The following is a 20,435-nucleotide window of genomic DNA, read 5'->3' on the forward strand; positions in this document are numbered from 1 at the left end:
CCAGCCCCTGTGACACCACGGGCGGCACCCCTTCGAAGGGGGTGCCGCCCGTCGTCGTGTCCGGGGGCTCCCGTGCGTCTCCCGCGCGTCCCCGGGTACGCGTCCGGGGGCCGGTCCGTCGCGGTGCTGCCTGCGCGACGGATCAAGGCGTTCCGCATACTGATACGGGCTGGTTCGGGGACTGGAGGACGTGTGGCGCAGGGCGAGGGATCCGGGACAGAGGACCGGAAGCCGAAGTCGGACGAGGCGCACAGCGCGTTCTCCGTGCCGCCCGGGGTCGGGGTGGAGCCCGAGGCGGTCGAGGAGGACCAGCCGACCTCGGAGTTCGCCGTCCCCGACGGCCTCGCCTCGGTGGCCGTGGAGCCGGAGGGGTCCGCGTTCGCCACCCCGCATACCTACAGCGCCGCCCATTCCCCGCCGGCCTACACCGGCCCTTCGGGCTTCCCCGTCACCCGGTTGAAGGAGTCCCCCTGGCAGGACCGCATGCGCACGGTGCTGCGCATGCCGGTCGACGTCCGGCCGGTGCCGGAGCCCTCGCAGCGGCTGGCCGTGGAGACCGGGCCCGCAGTGGGGCGCGTGCTCGACCTGACGCTGCGCATCGGCGAGCTGCTGCTCTCGGGCGGCGAGGGCGCCGAGGACGTGGAGGCCGCGATGTTCGCCGTGGCCCGCAGCTACGGCCTGGACCGCTGCGAGCCCACCGTCACCTTCACCCTGCTGTCGATCACCCACCAGCCCTCCCTGGTGGACGACCCCGTGTCGGCGAACCGCACCGTCCGCCGCCGCGGCACCGACTACACGCGCCTCTCGGCGGTGTTCGCCCTCGTCAACGACATCACCGCGCACGAGGTCGAGATCTCGCTGGAGGACGCCTACCGCCGGCTCGCCGAGATCCGCCGCAACCGGCACCCGTACCCCGGCTGGGTGCTCACCGGCGCCGCCGGCCTCCTCGCCGGCGCGGCCTCCACGCTGGTCGGCGGTGGGGTGCTGGTGTTCTTCGCAGCCGCACTCGGCGCGGTGCTGGGCGACCGGCTGGCCTGGCTGTGTGCCGGGCGCGGGCTGCCGGAGTTCTACCAGTTCGTGGTCGCGGCGATGCCCCCGGCCGCGATGGGCGTGGCCTTGAAGATGACCGACCTCGACGTGCGTTCCTCGGCCATCATCACCGGTGGGCTCTTCGCCCTGCTGCCGGGGCGGGCCCTGGTCGCGGCCGTGCAGGACGGTCTGACCGGCTACTACATCACCGCGTCCGCCCGGCTGCTGGAGGTGATGTACCTCTTCATCGGCATCATCATGGGCGTGCTGGTCGTGCTCTACGTCGGCTTCCAGTTCGGCTCCAATCCGCAGCCGGAGGACATCCTCCAGATCGAGCAGCGGCCGCTGCTCCAGATCGCCGCCTCGATGGTGCTGGTGTTCACGTTCGCGATCCTGCTTCAGCAGGAACGTTCCACCGTGTGGTTCGTGACGCTGAACGGCGGGATCGCCTGGGTGATCTACGGGGCCCTGCACTACGCCGCCAAGATGCCGCCGGTGCCGTCCACCGCGATCGCCGCCGGGCTGGTCGGCCTCTTCGGACAGCTCCTCGCCCGGCACCGGTTCTCCTCGGCCCTGCCCTTCGTCACGGCCGCCATCGGCCCGCTGCTGCCCGGCTCGGCCACGTACTACGGGCTGCTGCTGATCGCCGAGAACCGGCTGAACGAAGGGCTGGCCTCGCTGACGAACGCCGCGGCCATCGCCCTCGCCATCGCGATCGGCGTCAACCTCGGCTCCGAGACCTCCCGCCTGTTCATGCGCATCCCCGGCGCGGCCAGCGCGGCCAAGCGCGGCGCGGCGAAGCGCACCCGCGGCTTCTAGGGTCCTTCACGGCCCCCGGACACGCAGATGCCCCGCGGACCGGGGATCCGGTCGCGCGGGGCATCGTACGAGGCTGCGAGGAGCCGCTACCGCTTCGCGTGGCGGCCGCTGCGCTGCTGGCCCGGGCCCGGCTCCTCGCCGGGGCCGGACTCGGTGCCGCCGGCCAGGGCCGCCGCCTTCCTCTGCTTGCGGGACTTGAGCACCTCGAAGATCACCGGGATCACCGAGATCAGGACGATGCCGATGAAGATCGGCTCGACGTTGTCCTTGATGACCTCGAACTGGCCGAGCTGGTAGCCCAGGATCGTGACGCCCGCGCCCCACAGGACGCCGCCGATGACGTTGAACGTCAGGAAGGTGCGGTACTTCATCGCGGTGGCGCCCGCGACCATCGGCGCGAAGGTGCGGATGATCGGCACGAAGCGCGCGAGCACGATGGCCTTGGGGCCGTGCTTCTCCATGAACTCGTGCGCGGCGTCGAGGTTCTCGCGCTTGAAGAGCTTGGAGTTCGGCTTGTTGAAGATCTTCGGGCCGAAGACCTTGCCGATCATGTAGCCGACCTGGTCACCGAGGATCGCGGCGGCCACGATCAGGGTGCAGACCAGCCACAGCGGCTGCTCGATGGTGCCGGCCGCGACGAACAGACCCGCCGTGAAGAGCAGGGAGTCTCCGGGCAGGAAGGCGAAGAGACCGGATTCCGCGAAGACGATGACCAAGATGCCGATCAGGCCGAAATGACCGATCAGGTACTCCGGGGAGATCCACTCAGGAGCGAGCGCAAGCGTGTTCACAGGTTCCGGGCTCTCCTGGATCAGGTGGGGGTGTCCGTCCAATTATGAACGCACACCGCCACCCCCTGGTTCCAGGGATCGTGGCCTAAACCTTGCGGACGGCGTTGGCCAGGATCGCGTCCCGCACGAACACCGCCAGTCCGGGCCGGACGGCCTCGTAGTACGCCGTGAACCGCTCGTCCGCCACGTACATCTCGCCGAGGCCGGTGTGGATCTCGTACGTGCAGAAGTAGTAGCTGCCGTTGATCCAGCCGCGGTGCTCCTCCGCCAGGTCCATGGCCTCCTCCGACTCCGCGGGCGTGCCGGAGTCCAGCAGGACGGCGAACCGCCGGTTGATGTCCTCGGCCAGGGCCTGGATCCGCAGCCAGTCCTCCTTGGAGTACGAGGCGGTCCGGCGGGCGGACTCCCGGTACGTGTCGCCCCAGCGGTGCTCGGCCTCCTCGGCGTGCTCCTCGGGATCGAAGCCCCCGAAGACCTCGAACTTCTCCTCGGGGGTCAGGTTGATGCCCATCTTCTTCGCCTCCATGGCGTGCTCGACGGCCGCGGCCATCTGCTGGAGCCGGGCGATCCGCTCGGACAGGAGGGCGTGCTGCCGGCGCAGGTGCTCCCTCGGGTCCGATTGCGGATCGTCCAGCAGGACCGCGACCTCTTCGAGCGGAAAGCCGAGCTCCCGGTAGAACAGGACCCGCTGCAGCCGGTCGAGGTCGGCGTCGTCGTACCGCCGGTGTCCCGCCCCGCTGCGGCCGCTCGGGGAGAGCAGCCCGATCTCGTCGTAGTGGTGCAGGGTGCGCACCGTCACTCCGGCGAATCCGGCGACCTGGCCCACGGAGTAGCCCATCGCTTTCCGCTCCTCTTCTCGGGTACGCGCCCAGCCTGGTCCCTCACGCCGCGTGAGGTGCAAGCCCGCTCGGAGGGCGGGCTCAGGGCGCCGGGGCGAGGACCCCTTCGAAGGGGTCGCCCGGTTCGTCGGCGAAGGAGTACGCGCCCGCCTCGATCCGGGCGATCAGGCCCCGGGTCCAGTCCGCCTCGGCGTCCGCCGAGTGGATCCAGCGGTGCATGATCTCGCCGATGTGGCCCAGCGGCTCGGGGCCCCCCTCGGGGACGTAGTGGTCCGTGACGGCGGAGCGCCAGGCGGCGAGCCGGCCCAGGCGCTCGCGGAGCAGGGCCAGGGCCTCGGCGCGGGGCAGGTCGACCATGAAGCCGAGGGCGGAGGCGAGGACGTCGGCCTTCTGGTCGGCGGAGGACAGCGCCTCGCGGAGCAGCTTGAAGTACTCCGCGCGGCCCGCCTCCGTGAGCTCGTACTCGGTGCGCGGCGGCCCGCCCGCCGCGGACGGGGCCACCTCGTGGGCGAGCAGGACGCCCTGCTTCGCCATCTGTTTGAGCGCGTGGTAGATCGACCCGGGTTTGGTGTTCGACCACTCGTGGGCGCCCCAGAACTCCAGATCGGCCCGGACCTGGTAGCCGTGGGCCCGCCCGTGCTGGCGGACGGCGCCGAGGACGAGGAGGCGGATCGCTGACATGGGGCCCAGGCTACTGACCCGGACCCAGGGCGCCGTGGCTAGCCCATGGCGCGGGTGCCGTCGATGGTTTCGCGGATGATGTCCGCGTGGCCGGCGTGCCGGGCGAACTCCTCCACCAGGTGCAGGAGCATCCAGCGCATCGAGACCTTGGCGTCCTCCGGGAACCACGGGGCCGGGGGCAGCGGGAAGCTGTCGTCGAGGCTGGGGACGGCCGCGATGAACGCCTCCGTCTCCTGCCTGATCCCGTCCCAGTAGCCCAGCACCGAAGGCATGGACTCGCCCTCGACCAGCCGGAAGCCGTCGGCCCAGTCGCCGCCCGGGTACTCGGTCACGCCCTGCGCCATGCGCAGCCAGCCGAGCTCGCAGTTGGCCGCGTGCTTGAGCAGCCCGGACACGGAGAGCTCGCTGGCGCTGGGCTTGCTCGCCGCCTGCTCCTCGGTCAGCCCCTGCGCGGCCTCGCGCAGCGCCGTGCGCTGGGCCTCGACGAAGGAGAGGAGCGTGCCGCGTTCGTCGCCGGGGATCTCCGTGGAAATCTGAGCCATGACCTGACCGCCTTCTGTTCGCGTCCCGAGTGGGTGTCCTGCGGGTCTCTCCTGCTGACAAGAACCACGGTACGAACCCTTGCGGTCAGGTCCTGTCCTCAATCGCGCGATTCCCGCGCCTTTACTGGTTTTCCTGCCGGACCGGCGGGAGGTCCTTCTGCGGCTTGGGGAGCAGGGCCTTCTTCAGGTCCTGGGCGCCCTTCTCGTCGAGGCCGTACATCGCCTCGTAGATGTTGCGGACGGCCGGTCCCGAGGCGCCGGAGCCGGTGCCGCCCTGGGAGATGGTCATGACGATCGCGTAGTCCGCGGTGTAGGAGGCGAACCACGAGGTGGTCTGCTTGCCCTGGACCTCGGCCGTGCCCGTCTTCGCGTGCATCGGGATCTGCTTCTGCGGCCAGCCGCCGAACCGCCAGGCCGCGCTGCCGGTGGTGGCCACGTCGGCGAGGGCCCCGTCGATGTCGTTGCGGAGCTTGGAGTTCATCGGGAGCTTGCCCTGCACCTTGGGGGCGATCTCCTTGACCGAGGTGCCGTCGGCGCTGACCACGGCCTTGCCGATGGCGGGCTGGTGCAGGGTGCCGCCGTTGGCGATGGCGGCGTACACGGAGGCCATCTGGATCGGGGTGACGAGGGTGTCGCCCTGGCCGATGGAGTAGTTGATCGCGTCGCCCTCGCGGAGCTGGTTGCCCTGGCGGCAGTTCTCGTAGGCGATCTTCTCGGCGTACGAGCCGTTCTTCTTGCCGTCGCGGCACCAGGCGGACTTGTTCGCCTCGAAGAATTCCTTCTTCCACTGGCGGTCGGGGACCCGGCCCGGGACCTCGCTGGGCAGGTCGATGCCGGTGCGCTTGCCGAGGCCGAACGCGTGGGCGGTCTTGAAGAACCAGTCGCCCGGCTTGGCCTTGGGCTTGATGCCGCCGTCCTTCTTCCACTCCTTGTCGGCGATGGCGTAGTAGACGGTGTCGCAGGAGACTTCCAGGGCCTTGCCGATGGTGATGTCGCCGTAGCCCTGGGACTCGAAGTTGGTGAAGACCTGGCTGCCGACCGAGTACGAGCTCGGGCAGCCGTAGAGCCGGTTGAAGGGGTAGCCGGCGTTGACCGCGGCCGTCGAGGAGACCACCTTGAAGATCGAGCCGGGGGCCGCCTGGCCCTGGATGGCGCGGTTCAGCAGCGGGTAGTTCGATCCCTTGTCGGTGAGGTCGGCGTAGTCCTTCGCGGAGATCCCGCCGACCCAGGCGTTCGGGTCGTAGGTCGGGTTGGAGGCCATCGCGACGACCCGGCCGGTCTTGGCCTCCATGACCACGACGGCACCGGAGTCGGCCTCGTAGTGGCGGCCCGTGTTGTTCTTGTCGATGCCCTTGCGGGCCTCGATCATCGCGTTGTTCAGCTCGCGCTCGGCCACGGCCTGCACGCGCGAGTCGATCGAGGTCACGATGTTCGAGCCGGCCTGCGGCTTGTCGCTGACGCCCTCGCCGATGATCCGGCCGAGGTTGTCCACCTCGTAGCGGGTGATGCCCGCCTTGCCGCGGAGCTCCTTGTCGTAGGTGCGCTCCAGGCCGCTGCGGCCCACCTGGCCGGAGCGCAGGTACGGGGAGTCGGAGCCCTTCGCCTTGGTGATCTCCTCGTCGGTCACCGGGGAGAGGTAGCCGAGCACCTGGGAGGTGTTGGCGCCGTCGGGGCCGGCGTAGCGGCGCAGGGCGGTGGGCTCGGCGGTGATGCCGGGGAACTGCTCGGCGTGCTCCCGGATCTCCAGGACCTGGTCGGTCGTCGCCTCGTCGGTGATGGGGATCGGCTGGTACGGGGAGCCGTTCCAGCAGGGCTTGGGGGTCTTGGAGTCGCACAGCCGGACGCCGTTGACCACGTCCTCGGGGTCGAGGTCCAGCACCCCGGCGAGGTGGGTCAGGACGCCCTTGCCGCGGTCCTTCATCTTGGAGAGCTCGGTGCGGCTGGCGGAGACCACCATGCGGGTCTCGTTGTCGGCGAGCGGGATCCCGCGGGAATCCAGGATCGAGCCGCGCACGGCGGGCTGGACCACCTGCTGGGTGTTGTTGTTCTTCGCCTCGTCCGTGTACTCCTGGCCGTTGCGTATCTGCAGGTACCACAGACGCCCGCCGAGGGTCAGCAGCAGCGAGAACACCACGATCTGGATCATGACGAGCCGGTTCTGGACCCGGGGTGTGCGCCCGGTCTCCGGTATGTTGCTCAACTCGGCTCTCCCCGGGACTGGTCATCGCCTGACCCGCCCGAGTCTAAAGGCCCCGCGGTACTAGAACGGGAACTGCGTCCGGCCGTGCTGGACCGAGATCCACTTCTGGGTGGTGAAGGCCTCGACGGTGGCCTCGCCGTTGAGGCGGCCCATGCCGGAGGCCTTCTCCCCGCCGAACGCCGCGAGCGGCTCGTCGCCGATGGTGGAGTCGTTGACGTGGATCATGCCGGTCTCGATGCGCCGCGCGAAGCGGACCCCGCGCTCCACGTCCTTGGTGTGGACGGCGCCGCTCAGTCCGTACGGGGTCGCGTTGGTGAGGCGGACGGCCTCGTCCTCGCCGTCGAAGACGACGAGCAGGGCGACGGGGCCGAAGATCTCCTGGCCGAGCAGCGGGGAGTCCTCGGGGAGCCCGGCGAGCACGGTCGGTTCGACCAGGTTGCCGCGCGTAGAGCCCCGTACGAGCGCCTGCGCTCCGGACTCGACGGCGCGGTCGACGAGCGCGGTGAGGGCGTCGGCCTGGAAGGAGTTGATCAGGGGGCCGATGTGGGTGTCGGCGTCGTGCGGGTCGCCGGTCTTCAGGGCGCGCACGCGGGTGGTGAACTTCTGGGTGAACTCCTCCGCGACCGAGGCGTCGACCAGGATCCGGTTGGCGGCCATGCAGACCTGGCCCTGGTAGACGAAGCGGCTGAAGACGGCCGCGTCCACCGCATAGTCGAGGTCGGCGTCGTCGAGGACGACGAGCGCGCTGTTGCCGCTGAGCTCCAGGACGGTCCGCTTGAAGTGGCGGGCGGCGACCGCGCCGACGTGCCGGCCGACCCGGTCGGATCCGGCGAAGGAGATGACCTTGGGGACGGGGTGGGTCAGGAGCGCGTCGCCTATCTCGGCTATGTCCGTGACCAGGACGTTGAGCAGCCCGGCCGGCAGGCCCGCTTCCTCGAAGATCTTGGCGATGACCCCGCCGCCGACCACGGGCGCGTTCTGGTTCGGCTTGATGACCACGGCGTTGCCCAGGGCCAGGGCCGGGGCGACCGACTTCAGCGTGACCAGGAAGGGGAAGTTGAAGGGGCTGATCACGGCGACGACCCCGACGGGCAGGCGCTGGACCCGGTTCTCCTTGCCCTCGACCGGCGAGGGCAGGATGCGGCCCTCGGGGCGGACGGCCAGCTGCATGGCCTCGCGGATGAACTCCATGGCGAGGTGAACCTCGTACTCGGCCTTGGGACGGGTCCCGCCGAGTTCGTCGATCATCGCCTCGATGATCTCCTTCTCGCGCTCCTCGGTGATCCGCAGGGCGCGTTCCAGGACGGCTCGTCTGGTGTACGGGCTGGTGGCGGCCCATTCCTTCTGGGCCCGCTCGGCCGCCCGGTAGGCCTGGTCGACCTGCTCGACGGTGGCCACGGTGATGGCCGCGAGCTTCTCCCCGTTGTACGGGTTGACGTCGATGATGTCCCACGATCCGGTTCCGGCCAGCCATTCGCCGTCGATGTACTGGTGAGCCAGGTCCTCGAATATGGACATGCCATCCCTTACGTCGAACGCGCTTCCTTGCGCTGCACCGGAGACCCGGTGGTCATCCGGGTCATCGTCACGCTCTGATTATCACGGCCTGATCAGGCGTCATAGTACGTGCGAATCAAGACAGTTGAAGCAGACCGCGCAGGAGATCCCGGGTCTGGTCGGGGTCGGGGCAATCACCCTGGAGGCGCAGCATCGCGCGCTCGTACTGCTTCACTTCCTCGTCTTTGTCGAGGTAGAGGGCGCTGGTGAGCTGTTCCAGATAGACGACGTCCTGGAGGTCGGACTCGGGGAAGCGCAGCAGGGTGAAGGCGCCGCTCTCGCCGGCGTGGCCGCCGAAGGAGAAGGGCATGACCTGGAGGTGCACGTTCGGCCGCTGCGAGATCTCGATGAGGTGCTCCAGCTGACCTCGCATCACGTCCCGGTCGCCGTACGGGCGGCGCAGCGCGGCCTCGTCGAGGACGGCGTGGAAGACGGGGGCGCTCTCGGAGACCAGCACCTTCTGGCGCTCCAGGCGCAGCGCGACCCGGCGGTCGATCTCGGCGCGGCCGGCGCCGGGCATGCCGCGGCTGACGACGGCCTGGGCGTAGGCCTCGGTCTGCAACAGGCCGTGCACGAACTGGACTTCGTAGATGCGGATGAGGGAGGCGGCGCCTTCCAGGCCCACGTACGTCTGGAACCAGCCCGGCAGGACGTCTCCGTAGCTGTGCCACCAGCCGGCCACGTTGGCCTCGCGGACCAGCCCCAGGAGGGACTCCCGCTCCGCGCCGTCCGTGACTCCGTAGAGCGTGAGGAGGTCCTCTACGTCTCTGGCCTTGAAGCTCACCCTTCCCAACTCCAAGCGGCTGATCTTCGATTCGGATGCGCGGATCGAGTAACCGGCCGCCTCACGGGTGATGCCGCGGGATTCTCGGAGTCGCCTGAGCTGGGAGCCCAGGAGGATGCGGCGCACCACAGAACCACTGGCTTCTGCGGTCACGATTCCTGCCCCTCCCCATGCGGTGGATGGATACGTCGCAGGGGCCCCCGTGCCCCTCAAGGCCCGCAGTCTGCCACCAAAACGCATCTGTCCGTACTCGTTCTGTAACGGATTTGGCCGAGCTGTAAAAGAAGTCCGTAAGTCTGCGTAGGAAGAAATGAGCAAGAACCGTGACGGGATCGGACAGGTCCGGCGCGTGCACGTGCATCTGCCCTTGCATCCGGCTCCGGCATTCGGAAGCATGGTCTCGCGCACCTGCGTGCCCCGCAGTTCTTTCGAATCCCGGGAGTGCCTCGCATGGGGACGAATGGATCGACCATGCTCGAGCCGTTACGGCAGGGGCTTCCCCCGGTCGACCCCACGGCTGTCTCCGGGTCCGCGTCCTGCGCCCTGCCCGCCCGCTTCGAAGCGGTGCGCGGTGCACGCACCTTCACGCGTTCCACCCTGGCCCAGTGGGGGCTCGACGACCGGTTCGACGACGTGGCCCTGGTCGTCTCCGAACTCGTCACCAACGCGCTGCGCCATGCCCTCCCGGACGACTCGAGGCCGGCCGGGGGCGAGAGCGAGCCGCCGGTGCGCCTGCACCTGATGCGGTGGAGCACCCGGCTGGTGTGCGCCGTGCGCGACCCCAGCGAGGACCGCCCCGGCGGGTGCTTCGCGCCGGACGCGACGGAGCGCAACAGCGACCTGGAGTCGGGACGCGGACTCTTCCTCGTCGACTCCTACAGCGACAGCTGGGGCTGGCACCCGCTCGCGGGACGGCTGACCGGCAAGGTGGTCTGGGCGCTGTTCACCCTGCAGGACTGAAGCACCGCACAATCACCGCATAGACGACAAGCGGCCGGGATTGATCATGGCGATCATTCCCGGCCGCTGCACGTGCATGGCTGATCTTGAGCTGTTCTGCCAGCAGATCTTCAGCTGATCAGGTGGTCGAACTCGCCGTCCTTGACACCCAGCAGCAGCGCTTCTATCTCGGCCGGCGTGTACACGAGTGCCGGTCCGTCCGGAAATCGCGAGTTGCGCATGGCAACGTCGCCTCCGGGCAGTTTCGCGAACTCCACACAGGAACCTTGTGAGTTGCTGTGTCTGCTCTTCTGCCAGGTCACCCCGTCAAGCTCTGCAGCTGCCATCCCGTTGTACGCGTGGTCCACAGGAAGCCCCCGATAGTGCAGATGTCAACTGCACCGGATCATAGCTGTGTTCATGAACGCCTGCATGGGCAGATGCACGTGCACGAGCGGAGTGCAAGCCACCACTAAGGGTGACGGCCTTCCCCGGCGCTTTCCCCGGCGCCTTCCCCGGCACCTTCCCCCGACCTGGGCCGGGGTGGGGCCCGCAGCGCGTCGGAGACCTCCTCCAGGGAGTCCAGCAGCTGCCGCGCCGCCCCGCGCAGCACCCCCGGGTCGGGGGTGTCCCCGTCGGCCAGCACCGCCCGGACCACCTCCCAGTCGGGCACCCGCCGCTCCCGTACGGCCTTCGCGCCCGCCTCCGTCGCCTCGCGCAGCGCTCCTGCCAGCTCGGCCGCGCCCGGGACCGGGGGCCGGGACCGGTCCGGGAAGTGCGCCTCCAGCAGCATCGTGTGACGGCCCATCGCGGCCAGGGCCCGGCCCGCCTCCTCGGCCGCGGCCCGGGAGATCCCGCGGTGGCGCACCGGCTCCCCGGCGGCCCGGTCCACCGCGTCCTGCCAGGCGACCCGGGCGTCGCGCACCGCCAGCAGGGCTTCGCGCACCTCGCCGCGGTGGGCCCCGGCCGGGTCGGCGTACTGCCCGAGCACGGCTGCCGCGTACCGCCCGCCGGCCTCGATCCAGTCGGCCAGCCGGGTCCGCAGGCGCGGGGTCTCCCAGGCCGGGTAGACGGCGTAGGAGAGCATCGCGAGGACCCCGCCGACCAGGGTGAGCATGACGCGGTCCGGCACGGTCTGGTCCCAGCGCAGGCCGCCCATGCCGAGCAGGAACACGACGTAGGCGGAGACGAAGACCATCGAGACGGCGTACCCGGTGCGCATGAAGGTGTACATCAGGCCCGCGCTGACGACGGCGAGCAGCCCGGACACGTACATCCCCGGGTGCGCGAGCTGGACGACGGCCGTCGCGAGGGCGACCCCGACCAGGGTGCCGCCGAAGCGGGCCACGGCGCGGGTGTAGGTCTGCGTGAAATCGGGCCGCATGACCATGACGGAGGCCATCGGGGCCCAGTAGGCGTGGCCGAAGGGCAGCGCGTGGCCGATGCCGTAGCCGGCGCAGGCCACGGCGGTGACCCGTACGGCGTGCCGCAGGATCGGCGACCCGGGACGCAGCTCGGCCCGTACGGCGGCCAGCACCATCGGCACGAGCGCCGGCAGGGTGGGCCGCAGCATCGACTCGTCGGGGTCCACGGTGCGCCCGGAGCCCGGCTCGGCGGTGTCGAGTACGTCGTCCAGCAGGGCGGAGAGCCTGCGCGCGGCGCGCAGCGCGGCGCCCTGGAACAGATCGGCGGTGTCGGGAGCCTTGAGCACCGCGAGGGCCGGGGCGGGCAGCCGCACCGCCTCCCCGTGCCGGATGGCTGACGCGGCGGCGTCCAGCACCGACCCGGTCGCGGCGAGCAGTTCCCGGACCCGGTCCCGCGCCGGGCCCTCGGCCGGGGCCCCGACCGCGGGGTCGGCCAGCAGGGCCAGCACGGGCCGGATCCGCTCCGCGAGCCCCCGCGCGCCGTGCAGCTCGGCGGGGCGGCGGCGGGCCTGGCGCGCCGTCACGGTGGCCGCGTCGCGCGCCCTCATCAGCGGCTGCGGGTCGAAGGAGGCGACCGGGTCCTGGCGCAGGCGGCGCGCGTAGTCGGCCTCGGCGGCCAGCGCGTCGGCGAGGGCGTCGCGCTGGGCGCCCCACCGGCGGATGGGGAAGAGGACGATCAGCAGGGCCTGCACCACCCCGCCGGCGGCGATCATGGCGGCGTGGCCGGCGGCCTGCGGCACGGAGGTGGGCAGGGTGACGGTGACCAGCATGATCGCGACGTTGCTGGAGGCGATCATGCCCGCGGTGGGGCCCGCCGCCCACATCAGGCCCGCCGCGAAGCTCCACACGGCCAGCAGCAGCATGAAGGCCAGGGTGTGCGAGGACCCGACGAGGTACCCGATGAAGGTGGACACGGCCAGCGTCAGCCCGGAGGCGAGGGCGAGGACGGGCCGGGGCCGCCAGCTCTTCTGGAACGTGGCGACGGCCGCCATGTAGGCGCCGAAGGCGGAACTGGCAGCGGCGCCCGGACCGAGGAAGGCGAGGCCGGCGCCGACGACGATCGCGAGCCCGACGGCGGCGCGGAGCGCGACGAGGGGTTGCAGCCGGGTCCGCTCGACCCGCAAACCGGCCCGGGCGGTGTCCTTCAGCGCCCGGACCCAGCTCATGCCCCCGAGCGTAGCCCTGCCGGTGGCGGAACCCGGGAGCCCGGGCTGGACGGGCCCGCGCGTCGGACCCCGGCCCCGGGCTGCGTGCCATCGCCCGGCGTTTGAGGGCACGGGCGCGGAGCGCGTACGGGTCCGGGCGGAGCCCGGGGAACGGTGGAAGGGCGGGTAGGGGACAGCCCCGCAGGGCAGCCAGGGCACGCCCCGGGCTTCAGGTGTTCTTCAGGCTTGGCCTGATCCGTGGCGCCGGCGGCCCGAAGCGCCGATGATCGGCTGGGTGGGGCCGGTCCAGGCACCGCCCGGCAGGCTGCCGGCACTCGCTCCGGAAGGCGGACACACCCATGCTCAGGAACGGCCTGGAACCGTGGCACCTCGCCATCGTCGTGCTCGTCTGCCTGATGCTGTTCGGCTCGAAGAAGCTGCCCGAGATGGCCCGGGGCCTGGGCCGGTCCGCCCGGATCCTGAAGGCCGAGGCCCGTGCGCTGCGCGAGGAAGACCCCGCCGCGCCCGCCGCGCCGGCCGCGCCGGCCGAGCGCTGATCCGGGCTACTGCCGCAGGGAGGCGCGACGGCCGTCCGCCATGTGCGCCCGGTCGGCGGCGGCCGTGCCGTCCTCCCAGCCCGCGAGGTCGGTCGCCCCGCGCAGCCGGGTCGTCGTGGTCCGGGGGAACATCTCCTCGGCCCGCGAGGTGACGGCCACGTCCCGGGCGACCAGGGCCGGCAGGTTGTCGGGGGCCTCGGCCACGGTGTCGGCCACCGTGTGCTCGGCCGTCTCGGCGAGGCGCTGGCCCAGCCGGCTCGCGTAGGCCAGGAGGAAGGACTGCCGGAAGGTCTTGGTGCGCTTGCGGCCGCCCGCCCGCTGCCCGGCCTCCGCGCGGGTCATCGCGGCGGTGCCCTGGACGAGCAGGGAGGTGTACAGCAGCTCCACCGCCTCCAGGTCGCTCTCGAAGCCGACGACCGTGGAGAACTCGTAGGCGCTGTTCCACACCGACCGGCACCGGTTCGCGCCCGCCACCGCGTCGAGCAGCACCGCCTTGGCCTCCTCGTACGGGGCCTCGACCCCGATCCGGCAGGCGCCGGGTATCTGCGCCGTGCCCGACTTCACCGCGAGGAGCGCCGCGTCCACGGTGTGCCGGGCCATGAGCTCCTGCGCCTTGGCGCTGAGCGCCTCCGCCTCCTCCGGGAAGGTGGTCGCCTCGGCCTTCGCGAGCAGGGCCCGGATCCGCCCGAGCATGCGGGGCTCGATGTGCGCGTGTTCGAGCAGGTCGGCCGGGTCCCCGGGCAGCGGCCCGACCGGCTCGATGGACGGCAGCCTGATCAGCAGCCGGAACACCTCCAGGACGGTCCCGGCCAGGCTGAAGCGGTCGGTGCGCTCCCGCTGGACCAGCTGCTCCCCGTACCGGGTGTCGTCCCCCCACCACACCTCGGCGTCGGTCCACCGCTCGGGCAGCCGCGCGTACCGCCGGGCCTCGGCCGCGACCAGGTCCTCGGCGATCCGCAGGTGCGCCTGCTCCAGGTCCCGGCGTACGAGCCGCAGCACGTCGGCGGGCCGCCATCCGCGCTCCCAGGCCTGGCGGAGGTACTCCTCACCGCGCGCGATCAGCGCCTGCCCGACCCCGCCCCACCGGTCACCTTCGGCGACGAGCACCGACGCCCCGGCGTCCAGCCCGGCGTCGTCCTGGTTGTACAGCGCGGCCTCACAGGCCCGGTCGACGATGTCTCTCACCCTTTCAGCTTGGCACGCCCGCCCCCCGGCTCCGCCCCGGGCCCATCCAGCCGCCCGGCACGCGAGGCCCGGGGGCCGGGGCCGGGGCGGAGCCAAACCCAGCCGCCCGGCGCGCTAGGCCCGGGGTCCGGGGTCCGGGGCGGAGCCCCAAGAGGTACGGGCACAGCCCGGTACCCCCAGCCCGTCCGGCGCTTGAGGACCGGGGTCCGGGCAGAGCCCGGGGAACGGGCGAAGGGCGGGGAGGGGACTTCGCCCCCGCGCAGCGGCCCGCACACCCGTGCCAGCGCGCCGCGCACCGGCCCTGTCAGACCCCGGTGGGACACTCGCACTCATGAGCGACCGCACGCCCCGGTGGGCCCTCGCCGAGGACGGCGACGGCCGGTGGCACGCCGCGCCCCTGGACGGAGCCGACGGGCCCGAAGGGCCCGCGGGCGGAGCCCGTGTCACGGTCACCGACCCCGCCGAGGCGATCCGCGCGGCCCCCGCCGGCACCCGCTGGGTCTGGCGGTCCACCCCGGCCGTCTACCCCCGGCTGCTCGCCGCCGGCGCCCGTGTCGAGCGCTGCCACGACATCGAGGACGCCGAGCTGCTCCTGCTGGCCCACGAGGGCCGACTCGGCGAACCCCGCTCGGCGGCCGCCGCCTGGGCCCGGCTGACGAACACCCCCGTACCGCCCGATCCCCCGCAGCGCGCGGCGGAGCCCGGCAGCCAGCACTCGCTCTTCGACCCCCGGCCCACCCCCGTGCCCCTCGACGCCCTCGTCGCGGTCCACGCCGACCAGGCGCAGCGGCTGGCCGCCACCGCCCACCCCGACCGGATGCGGCTGCTCGTGGCCTCCGAGTCGGCGGCCTTCCTCGTGGCCGCCGAGATGAACCGCGCGGGCCTGCCCTGGCGGGCCGACGTCCACCGGGCCCTGCTGACGGAGCTGCTCGGCGAGCGGTACGCGGGGCGCGGGCAGCCGCGCCGGCTCGCGGAGCTGGCCGACGAGGTCTCGACGGCGTTCGGGCGGCGCGTACGGCCGGAGCTCGCCGCCGACGTCATCAAGGCCTTCGCGGAGGCCGGCATCAAGCTCAAGTCCACCCGCCGCTGGGAGATCCAGGACCTGGAGCACCCCGCCGTGGAGCCGCTGCTCGCGTTCAAGAAGCTGTACCGGATCTACACCGCCCACGGCTGGTCCTGGCTCGCGGACTGGGTCCACGACGGCCGCTTCCGCCCCGAGTTCATCCCCGGCGGCACCTACACCGGCCGCTGGGTCACCAACGGCGGCGGGGCCCTGCAGATCCCGAAGGTGATCCGCCGGGCGGTCGTCGCCGACCCCGGCTGGCGGCTGGTCGTGGCCGACGCCGACCAGATGGAGCCCCGGGTGCTCGCCGCGATCTCCCGCGACCCCGCCTTCATGGAGGTGGCCGGCCGCCCCGAGGACCTGTACACCTCCATTTCCCGCCAGGGCTTCTCCGGCGACCGCGACATGGCCAAGATCGCCGTGCTCGGCGCGGTGTACGGGCAGACCTCCGGGGACGGCCTGAAGAACCTGGCAGCGCTGCGCCGCCGCTTCCCCCGGGCCGTGGCCTACGTGGACGACGCCGCGAAGGCGGGCGAGGAGGGCCGGCTCGTACGGACCTGGCTGGGCCGGACCTGCCCGCCGGCGGCCGATCCGGAGGATGCGGAGGAGGCCCCCGACGGCTACGTCCCCAGCTACGCCTCGACCGACGCCCGGGCGCGCGGCCGCTTCACCCGCAACTTCGTCGTGCAGGGCAGCGCCGCGGACTGGGCGCTGCTCCTGCTCGCGGCCCTGCGCCGGTCCCTCGCGGAGGCGGGGATGCGGGCCGAGCTGGTCTTCTTCCAGCACGACGAGGTCATCGTCCACTGCCCTGAGGAGGAGGCGCCTGCCGTGGCCGCGGCGATCCGCGAGGCGGGCGAACTGGCCGGCCGCCTCACCTTCGGCGAGACCCCTGTCCGCTTCCCGTTCACCACGGCCGTCGTGGAGTGCTACGCGGACGCGAAGTGACGCGGGGAAGCGGGGACTCGGCCGGCCCACTCACTCGGCCGGCCCGGGGACTCGGCCGGCCCGGGGACTTGGCCGGCCAGGGGTCCCTCCTACTGCCCGTACTCCGAGGCCCACTTCGAGCTCGTCGCGAGCTCCTTCATCCGGGCCAGCGTCAGCGCCGGCTCCTTGCGGGTCGCCGCCGAGGACTGGCTCTCGGCGTTGAACGCGGACACGATCACCCGGGTCCCGTTCGGCAGCAGCGCCTCGGCGCTCCACCAGACCACCCCGGCCCCGCCCTTCTCCCCCGGCTGCTGCCGGGTCAGGACCTTCATTCCGTTCGGCAGCGTCTCGGCGGACGCGAACACGTCGGCCCACATCCCCGGGTACTTGACGCTGTCCGGCTGGATCTGGAGGCTGACCAGCGACTTGCCCTTGCCCTCGTTGAGCACCACGTAGCCCAGGTCGGAGCCGTCCTGGTCCCTGTGCACGATCGGGATCCCGTCGTTGCTCAGCATGCCCTCCAGGATGTCCACGGCCTTCATCCCCTTGCGGGCGGGCTCCCGCTGCGACTCCTGGCCGGCGGCCGGCAGGTCGTTGAGGGCGGGGTGCCACAGCGGGGAGATCACGAGCGCCTTGAGCTGCGCGAGCGTCAGCGGCGGCGTCGGACGGGAGACGGGCGCGCCCTTCTCTTCCTTCGAGTTCCACTCCTGGGCGTCCACGAGGAACCCCTGGGGGGTCACGACCGTGGCGCGCCAGCACTTCACGTCCGCCCGGTGGTCGGGGTACTCGTACCCCTTGAAGAGCATCAGCCGGGAGCCGTCCGCGAGCTTCTCGGAGCTGCAACTGTCGAACTTCAAGGTGGCCTTGGAGGGGCACTTGATCATGTCTTCGGCCATCCCGCTCTTCGGGTCCACCCGGCTGAGGCCGAAGCCGATGCGGCCCAAGCCGTCGCCGTCGTCGAAGACCCCGGTCACCATCGGGCCCGGCTCGTCGCCCGTGCCCCGGGACTCGATGTTGCTGAGCACGCCCTGCGGCAGGAGCTGTTTGAACACCCCGGTCAGCTCATCGGCGGAGACGGCCCCACTGCCGACGCGGCCCATGCCCGGCTCCAGCGTCGGGGGCGTCGGCGCGGGCGGCTCCTTCGAGGAGGCCACGTTCACCCCGCCGCCACCACCGCCGTCCGTCCCGAGCAGCCCGTTCGCGTAGGCCCCGGCGGTGCCGATCAGTGCCAGGGCGAGCGCCGAGCCGCCGGCCATGGCGGCCCGGCGACGGGCCACCATCCGCCGCCCGCGCCGCTCTCCGGCGTCCACGAGGTCGCGTCCCTCCGACGTGAAGCCGTCGCCCGTACGCCGGAAGGCCTCACCGAGCTCATCTTCAAAGGGCATGCGGAATCAGACCTTCCGTCCAAAGGGATTGGGGTATGAGAAGAGAAGAAGGGATGGAGGCGCGCACAGGAGGGCCGGCGCCCGGCTCAGCGTCCCGCGAACTCCGTGAGCGAGCCGCCCAGTTGCTCGCGCAGCCGGGTCAGCGCGCGCGAGCTGCGGGTCCGTACGGCCGCCGAGCTGACGTTCATCGCGTCGGCGGTCTCCTCGACGCTGCGGTCCTCCCAGTACCGCAGCACCAGGACCGCCCGGTCCTTCGGCGCCAGCCGCCCCAGCGCCTCCAGCAGCGTCAGCCGCAGCGCCGGATCGCCGCCGGCCGGTGCGCCCGTGTCGGGGAACTCCCCGACCGGACGTTCCCCCGCCGACCGGCGGCGCTGGTGCGTCAGGAAGGCACGCACCAGAACGGTTTGCGCGTACGCCGCCGGATTGTCGATCCGTGCGACGCGTGCCCAGAGCAGGTACATCCGCCCGAGGGTCTCCTGTACGAGATCCTCCGCGAGGTGGGTGTCACCGCTCGTCAGCAGACAGGCCGACCGGTACAAGTACGCCGATCTGCCCATCGCGAACTCACGGAACCCATCTCTGCGTCCGTACCCCATCCGCTCCCCCTCGCGTCCGTCTCACACCAATGACGCGACGGGGACGGGGAATGTTTCAGTCGATCTCAAACCGATTCGGAAACCGTCGCGGAACCAGGCTCCGAGCCCGCCTCCGAGCCCGCCCCGGAACCGGCCCCGGCACCCGTCTCGGAAAGGTCGTGGAAGTACATGTGGAACTCCTCGCGGACAAACCCCTCCGCCTCGTACAGCCCCTGCGCGACGAGGTTGTCGTACGCCGTCTCCAGCTGCACGCCCGAGACCCCCGCCTCCCGCGCCCGGCGCAGCACCTCGCGCAGCAGCGCGCGGCCCGCGCCCGTACGGCGGCCGGCGGGGGCCACGTACAGGTCGCCCAGCAGCCACGCGGGCTTCATGGCCAGCGAGGAGATCATCGGGTAGACCTGCGTGAAGCCGACCGTTCCCGCACCCGGGACCTCGGCGAGCAGGACGAAGGAGTCCCCGGCCGCCAGCCGCTCCGCCAGGAAGGCGCGCGGACGCGCGGGGTCCTCGACCTCCACCTCGTAGAACTCCAGGTAGCCCCGGAAGAGCTCGGCGGCGGTGTCCAGATCGGCCTCGCCCGCCTGCCGCAGGACCACCTTGGCCGGGTCCGCCGCCACCAGGACCTCGTCCACCGTATTCCGACCGTTCACATCGTTCTCCCTAGTCCACTCCCACGCGCCGGTTCCATTGTGCGCGGGAGGTCCCCATCCAGCGCCGTCGCCCCACGCTACGGCCGGGCCGACGGGGAACCGGGGCGGCGGCCCGCCGGACGGTCAGTGGTTCTCGTCCCCGGTGACGGGCTGGGCCGGGAGGGTGTAGACGTGCTCCGGGGTCACGATCTTGGTGATCGCCTCGCCGAAGAGGGTGCTCGGCTCCTCCCCCTGCGCGGAGATGTCGGTGTTGAGCAGCACCACCAGGGTGGCATCGGACTGTTGCGGGTTGTAGACCGTCAACGACTGGTAGCCGGGCAGCGAGCCGTTGTGCCCGATCCACCCCTGGACGTTGAAGATCCCCAGTCCGTAGCCGGTGCCCGGCAGGGCATCGACGACGTCGAGTCGCTCGGCCTGCGTGGCGGGGGTGAGCAGTTCGCCCGTGGCCGTCCTGCCGGTGGCCACCACCTTGGCCCACTGCCGCAGGTCCGTGAGGTCGGAGATCATCGCTCCGGCGGCCCAGCCCCAGGAGGGGTTCCAGTCGGCGGAGTCCTCGGTCTTCCCCGAGGCCGTCTGATCCGTGTAGCCCTGGGAGTGCGGGGCCGGGAACTCGGCGCCGGTCGGGAAGAGGGTGTTCTTCAGCCCGGCGGGCCGGAGGACCTCCTCGGTGATGTAGTCGGCGAGCGACTGCCCGCTGATCTTCTCCACGACGAGCCCGAGCAGGATCAGGTTGGTGTTGCAGTAGAAGAACCTCGCGTTCGGCTCGAAGAGCACCGGGTGCTTGAAGGAGTACGCGAGCAGCTCCTGCGGGGTGAAGGGCCGGTCGGGGTCGCTGGTCAGCGCCTTGAAGAAGTCCTCGTCGGCCGAGTAGTTGAACAGCCCGCTGCGCATGCCCGCCAGCTCGCGCAGCGTGATGCGGTCGCCGTTGGGCACGCCCTCGACGTATTTGCCTATGGGGTCGTCCAGCCCGATCTTGCCCTCGTCGACCAGCTTCAGCATCGCGGTCACGGTGAAGGTCTTGGTCTCACTGCCGATCCGCATGTTGAGGCGGTCGGTCATGGGCGCACCGGTGGCCTTGTCGGCCACGCCGAAGGCACGTACGTACGTCCCCTTGCCCGGCGCCGACAGGGCGACCTGCACCCCGGGCACCTTCGCCTCGTCCATCACCTTCCGGATGGCGTCGTCCAATTGCCGCGCCACGGCGGGGGTGAGCTGCGGAAACTCGTCGGAGACGGCCGAACTGCTCGCCGCCGGGGGTGTCGGCACGTCCACGGCGTACCCGACACCGGCCCCCACGGGCACCATGAGGAGCCCCACGGCGGCTGCTC

At 71.6% G+C, this 20,435-nt stretch carries 17 protein-coding genes and 1 pseudogene; 4 read left to right on the top strand and 14 right to left on the bottom strand.

Features of this window, described 5'->3' with window-relative positions:
• The first annotated feature begins 192 nt into the window (after positions 1–192).
• Positions 193–1,848, top strand: coding sequence for a threonine/serine exporter ThrE family protein (locus tag ACFYYB_RS36970; protein WP_389441983.1), 1,656 nt, complete (start codon positions 193–195; stop codon positions 1,846–1,848).
• 86 nt (positions 1,849–1,934) lie between these two features.
• Here ACFYYB_RS36970 and ACFYYB_RS36975 read toward each other — a convergent pair whose 3' ends face one another.
• The 7 genes and pseudogenes from ACFYYB_RS36975 to ACFYYB_RS37005 all read right to left on the bottom strand — a co-directional run bounded on the left by ACFYYB_RS36975 (position 1,935) and on the right by ACFYYB_RS37005 (position 9,395).
• Positions 1,935–2,639, bottom strand: coding sequence for a DedA family protein (locus ACFYYB_RS36975; protein WP_389441986.1), 705 nt, complete (start codon positions 2,637–2,639; stop codon positions 1,935–1,937).
• Between the two features lie 85 nt (positions 2,640–2,724).
• Complete coding sequence (locus ACFYYB_RS36980; protein ID WP_389441988.1) at positions 2,725–3,477, bottom strand: MerR family transcriptional regulator; 753 nt, start codon at positions 3,475–3,477, stop codon at positions 2,725–2,727.
• 82 nt (positions 3,478–3,559) lie between these two features.
• On the bottom strand, positions 3,560–4,159 hold the full coding sequence (locus tag ACFYYB_RS36985; protein ID WP_389441991.1) for a PadR family transcriptional regulator: 600 nt from the start codon (positions 4,157–4,159) through the stop codon (positions 3,560–3,562).
• A 38-nt stretch (positions 4,160–4,197) separates the two neighbouring features.
• Entirely contained in the window at positions 4,198–4,701 is a 504-nt protein-coding gene (locus tag ACFYYB_RS36990; protein ID WP_389441993.1) for a DinB family protein, read from the bottom strand.
• A gap of 130 nt (positions 4,702–4,831) precedes the next feature.
• Positions 4,832–6,901 (bottom strand): annotated as a pseudogene (gene mrdA, locus ACFYYB_RS36995) (penicillin-binding protein 2); the annotation flags it as partial.
• Positions 6,902–6,961: 60 nt separating this feature from the next.
• Positions 6,962–8,419: an aldehyde dehydrogenase family protein gene (locus ACFYYB_RS37000; protein WP_389441995.1), complete on the bottom strand. Its 1,458-nt coding sequence runs from the start codon at positions 8,417–8,419 to the stop codon at positions 6,962–6,964.
• Between the two features lie 115 nt (positions 8,420–8,534).
• Positions 8,535–9,395 carry a helix-turn-helix domain-containing protein gene (locus ACFYYB_RS37005; RefSeq protein ID WP_389441997.1) on the bottom strand — a complete coding sequence of 287 codons (861 nt, stop codon included), beginning with the start codon at positions 9,393–9,395 and terminating at the stop codon, positions 8,535–8,537.
• A 297-nt stretch (positions 9,396–9,692) separates the two neighbouring features.
• On the opposite strand from ACFYYB_RS37005, the gene ACFYYB_RS37010 reads away from it, so the two are divergent.
• Positions 9,693–10,202, top strand: a complete 510-nt coding sequence (locus tag ACFYYB_RS37010; protein WP_389441999.1) for an ATP-binding protein — start codon at positions 9,693–9,695, stop codon at positions 10,200–10,202.
• A 110-nt stretch (positions 10,203–10,312) separates the two neighbouring features.
• On the opposite strand, the gene ACFYYB_RS37015 is transcribed toward ACFYYB_RS37010, so the two are convergent.
• Complete coding sequence (locus tag ACFYYB_RS37015; protein ID WP_112450436.1) at positions 10,313–10,549, bottom strand: DUF397 domain-containing protein; 237 nt, start codon at positions 10,547–10,549, stop codon at positions 10,313–10,315.
• Positions 10,550–10,653: 104 nt separating this feature from the next.
• Positions 10,654–12,771, bottom strand: coding sequence for an FUSC family protein (locus ACFYYB_RS37020; protein WP_389442002.1), 2,118 nt, complete (start codon positions 12,769–12,771; stop codon positions 10,654–10,656).
• Positions 12,772–13,109: 338 nt separating this feature from the next.
• Between ACFYYB_RS37020 and tatA the strand changes: the two genes are divergently transcribed.
• Positions 13,110–13,307 (top strand): Sec-independent protein translocase subunit TatA, encoded by a 198-nt coding sequence (gene tatA, locus ACFYYB_RS37025; protein ID WP_389442006.1) that lies wholly within the window; start codon positions 13,110–13,112, stop codon positions 13,305–13,307.
• Between the two features lie 6 nt (positions 13,308–13,313).
• On the opposite strand, the gene ACFYYB_RS37030 is transcribed toward tatA, so the two are convergent.
• Entirely contained in the window at positions 13,314–14,492 is a 1,179-nt protein-coding gene (locus ACFYYB_RS37030; RefSeq protein ID WP_389442008.1) for a DUF2786 domain-containing protein, read from the bottom strand.
• Between the two features lie 331 nt (positions 14,493–14,823).
• Here ACFYYB_RS37030 and ACFYYB_RS37035 point away from each other — a divergent pair, with 331 nt between their 5' ends.
• On the top strand, positions 14,824–16,500 hold the full coding sequence (locus ACFYYB_RS37035) for a bifunctional 3'-5' exonuclease/DNA polymerase (protein ID WP_389442011.1): 1,677 nt from the start codon (positions 14,824–14,826) through the stop codon (positions 16,498–16,500).
• An 89-nt stretch (positions 16,501–16,589) separates the two neighbouring features.
• On the opposite strand, the gene ACFYYB_RS37040 is transcribed toward ACFYYB_RS37035, so the two are convergent.
• The 4 genes from ACFYYB_RS37040 to ACFYYB_RS37055 all read right to left on the bottom strand — a co-directional run bounded on the left by ACFYYB_RS37040 (position 16,590) and on the right by ACFYYB_RS37055 (position 20,412).
• Positions 16,590–17,864: a hypothetical protein gene (locus ACFYYB_RS37040; protein WP_389442014.1), complete on the bottom strand. Its 1,275-nt coding sequence runs from the start codon at positions 17,862–17,864 to the stop codon at positions 16,590–16,592.
• An 86-nt stretch (positions 17,865–17,950) separates the two neighbouring features.
• Entirely contained in the window at positions 17,951–18,460 is a 510-nt protein-coding gene (locus ACFYYB_RS37045) for a SigE family RNA polymerase sigma factor (protein WP_389442016.1), read from the bottom strand.
• 65 nt (positions 18,461–18,525) lie between these two features.
• Positions 18,526–19,107: a GNAT family N-acetyltransferase gene (locus ACFYYB_RS37050; RefSeq protein WP_389442019.1), complete on the bottom strand. Its 582-nt coding sequence runs from the start codon at positions 19,105–19,107 to the stop codon at positions 18,526–18,528.
• Between the two features lie 123 nt (positions 19,108–19,230).
• Entirely contained in the window at positions 19,231–20,412 is a 1,182-nt protein-coding gene (locus ACFYYB_RS37055) for a serine hydrolase domain-containing protein (RefSeq protein ID WP_389442351.1), read from the bottom strand.
• Between the last annotated feature and the right edge of the window lie 23 nt (positions 20,413–20,435).

The sequence above is a fragment of the Streptomyces sp. NPDC002886 genome (genome assembly GCF_042888445.1).
Classification (GTDB): Bacteria; Actinomycetota; Actinomycetes; order Streptomycetales; family Streptomycetaceae; genus Streptomyces.

Excerpts from the sequence above, each read along its gene's own strand:
- ACFYYB_RS36985 (WP_389441991.1), bottom strand. The coding sequence starts at position 4,159 with ATGTCAGCGATCCGCCTCCTCGTCCTCGGCGCCGTCCGCCAGCACGGG.
- ACFYYB_RS37040 (WP_389442014.1), bottom strand. The coding sequence starts at position 17,864 with ATGCCCTTTGAAGATGAGCTCGGTGAGGCCTTCCGGCGTACGGGCGAC.
- tatA (WP_389442006.1), top strand. The coding sequence starts at position 13,110 with ATGCTCAGGAACGGCCTGGAACCGTGGCACCTCGCCATCGTCGTGCTC.
- ACFYYB_RS37035 (WP_389442011.1), top strand. The coding sequence starts at position 14,824 with ATGAGCGACCGCACGCCCCGGTGGGCCCTCGCCGAGGACGGCGACGGC.
- ACFYYB_RS37020 (WP_389442002.1), bottom strand. The coding sequence starts at position 12,771 with ATGAGCTGGGTCCGGGCGCTGAAGGACACCGCCCGGGCCGGTTTGCGG.
- ACFYYB_RS37000 (WP_389441995.1), bottom strand. The coding sequence starts at position 8,419 with ATGTCCATATTCGAGGACCTGGCTCACCAGTACATCGACGGCGAATGG.
- ACFYYB_RS37045 (WP_389442016.1), bottom strand. The coding sequence starts at position 18,460 with ATGGGGTACGGACGCAGAGATGGGTTCCGTGAGTTCGCGATGGGCAGA.
- ACFYYB_RS36990 (WP_389441993.1), bottom strand. The coding sequence starts at position 4,701 with ATGGCTCAGATTTCCACGGAGATCCCCGGCGACGAACGCGGCACGCTC.
- ACFYYB_RS37010 (WP_389441999.1), top strand. The coding sequence starts at position 9,693 with ATGGGGACGAATGGATCGACCATGCTCGAGCCGTTACGGCAGGGGCTT.
- ACFYYB_RS36980 (WP_389441988.1), bottom strand. The coding sequence starts at position 3,477 with ATGGGCTACTCCGTGGGCCAGGTCGCCGGATTCGCCGGAGTGACGGTG.
- ACFYYB_RS37055 (WP_389442351.1), bottom strand. The coding sequence starts at position 20,412 with ATGGTGCCCGTGGGGGCCGGTGTCGGGTACGCCGTGGACGTGCCGACA.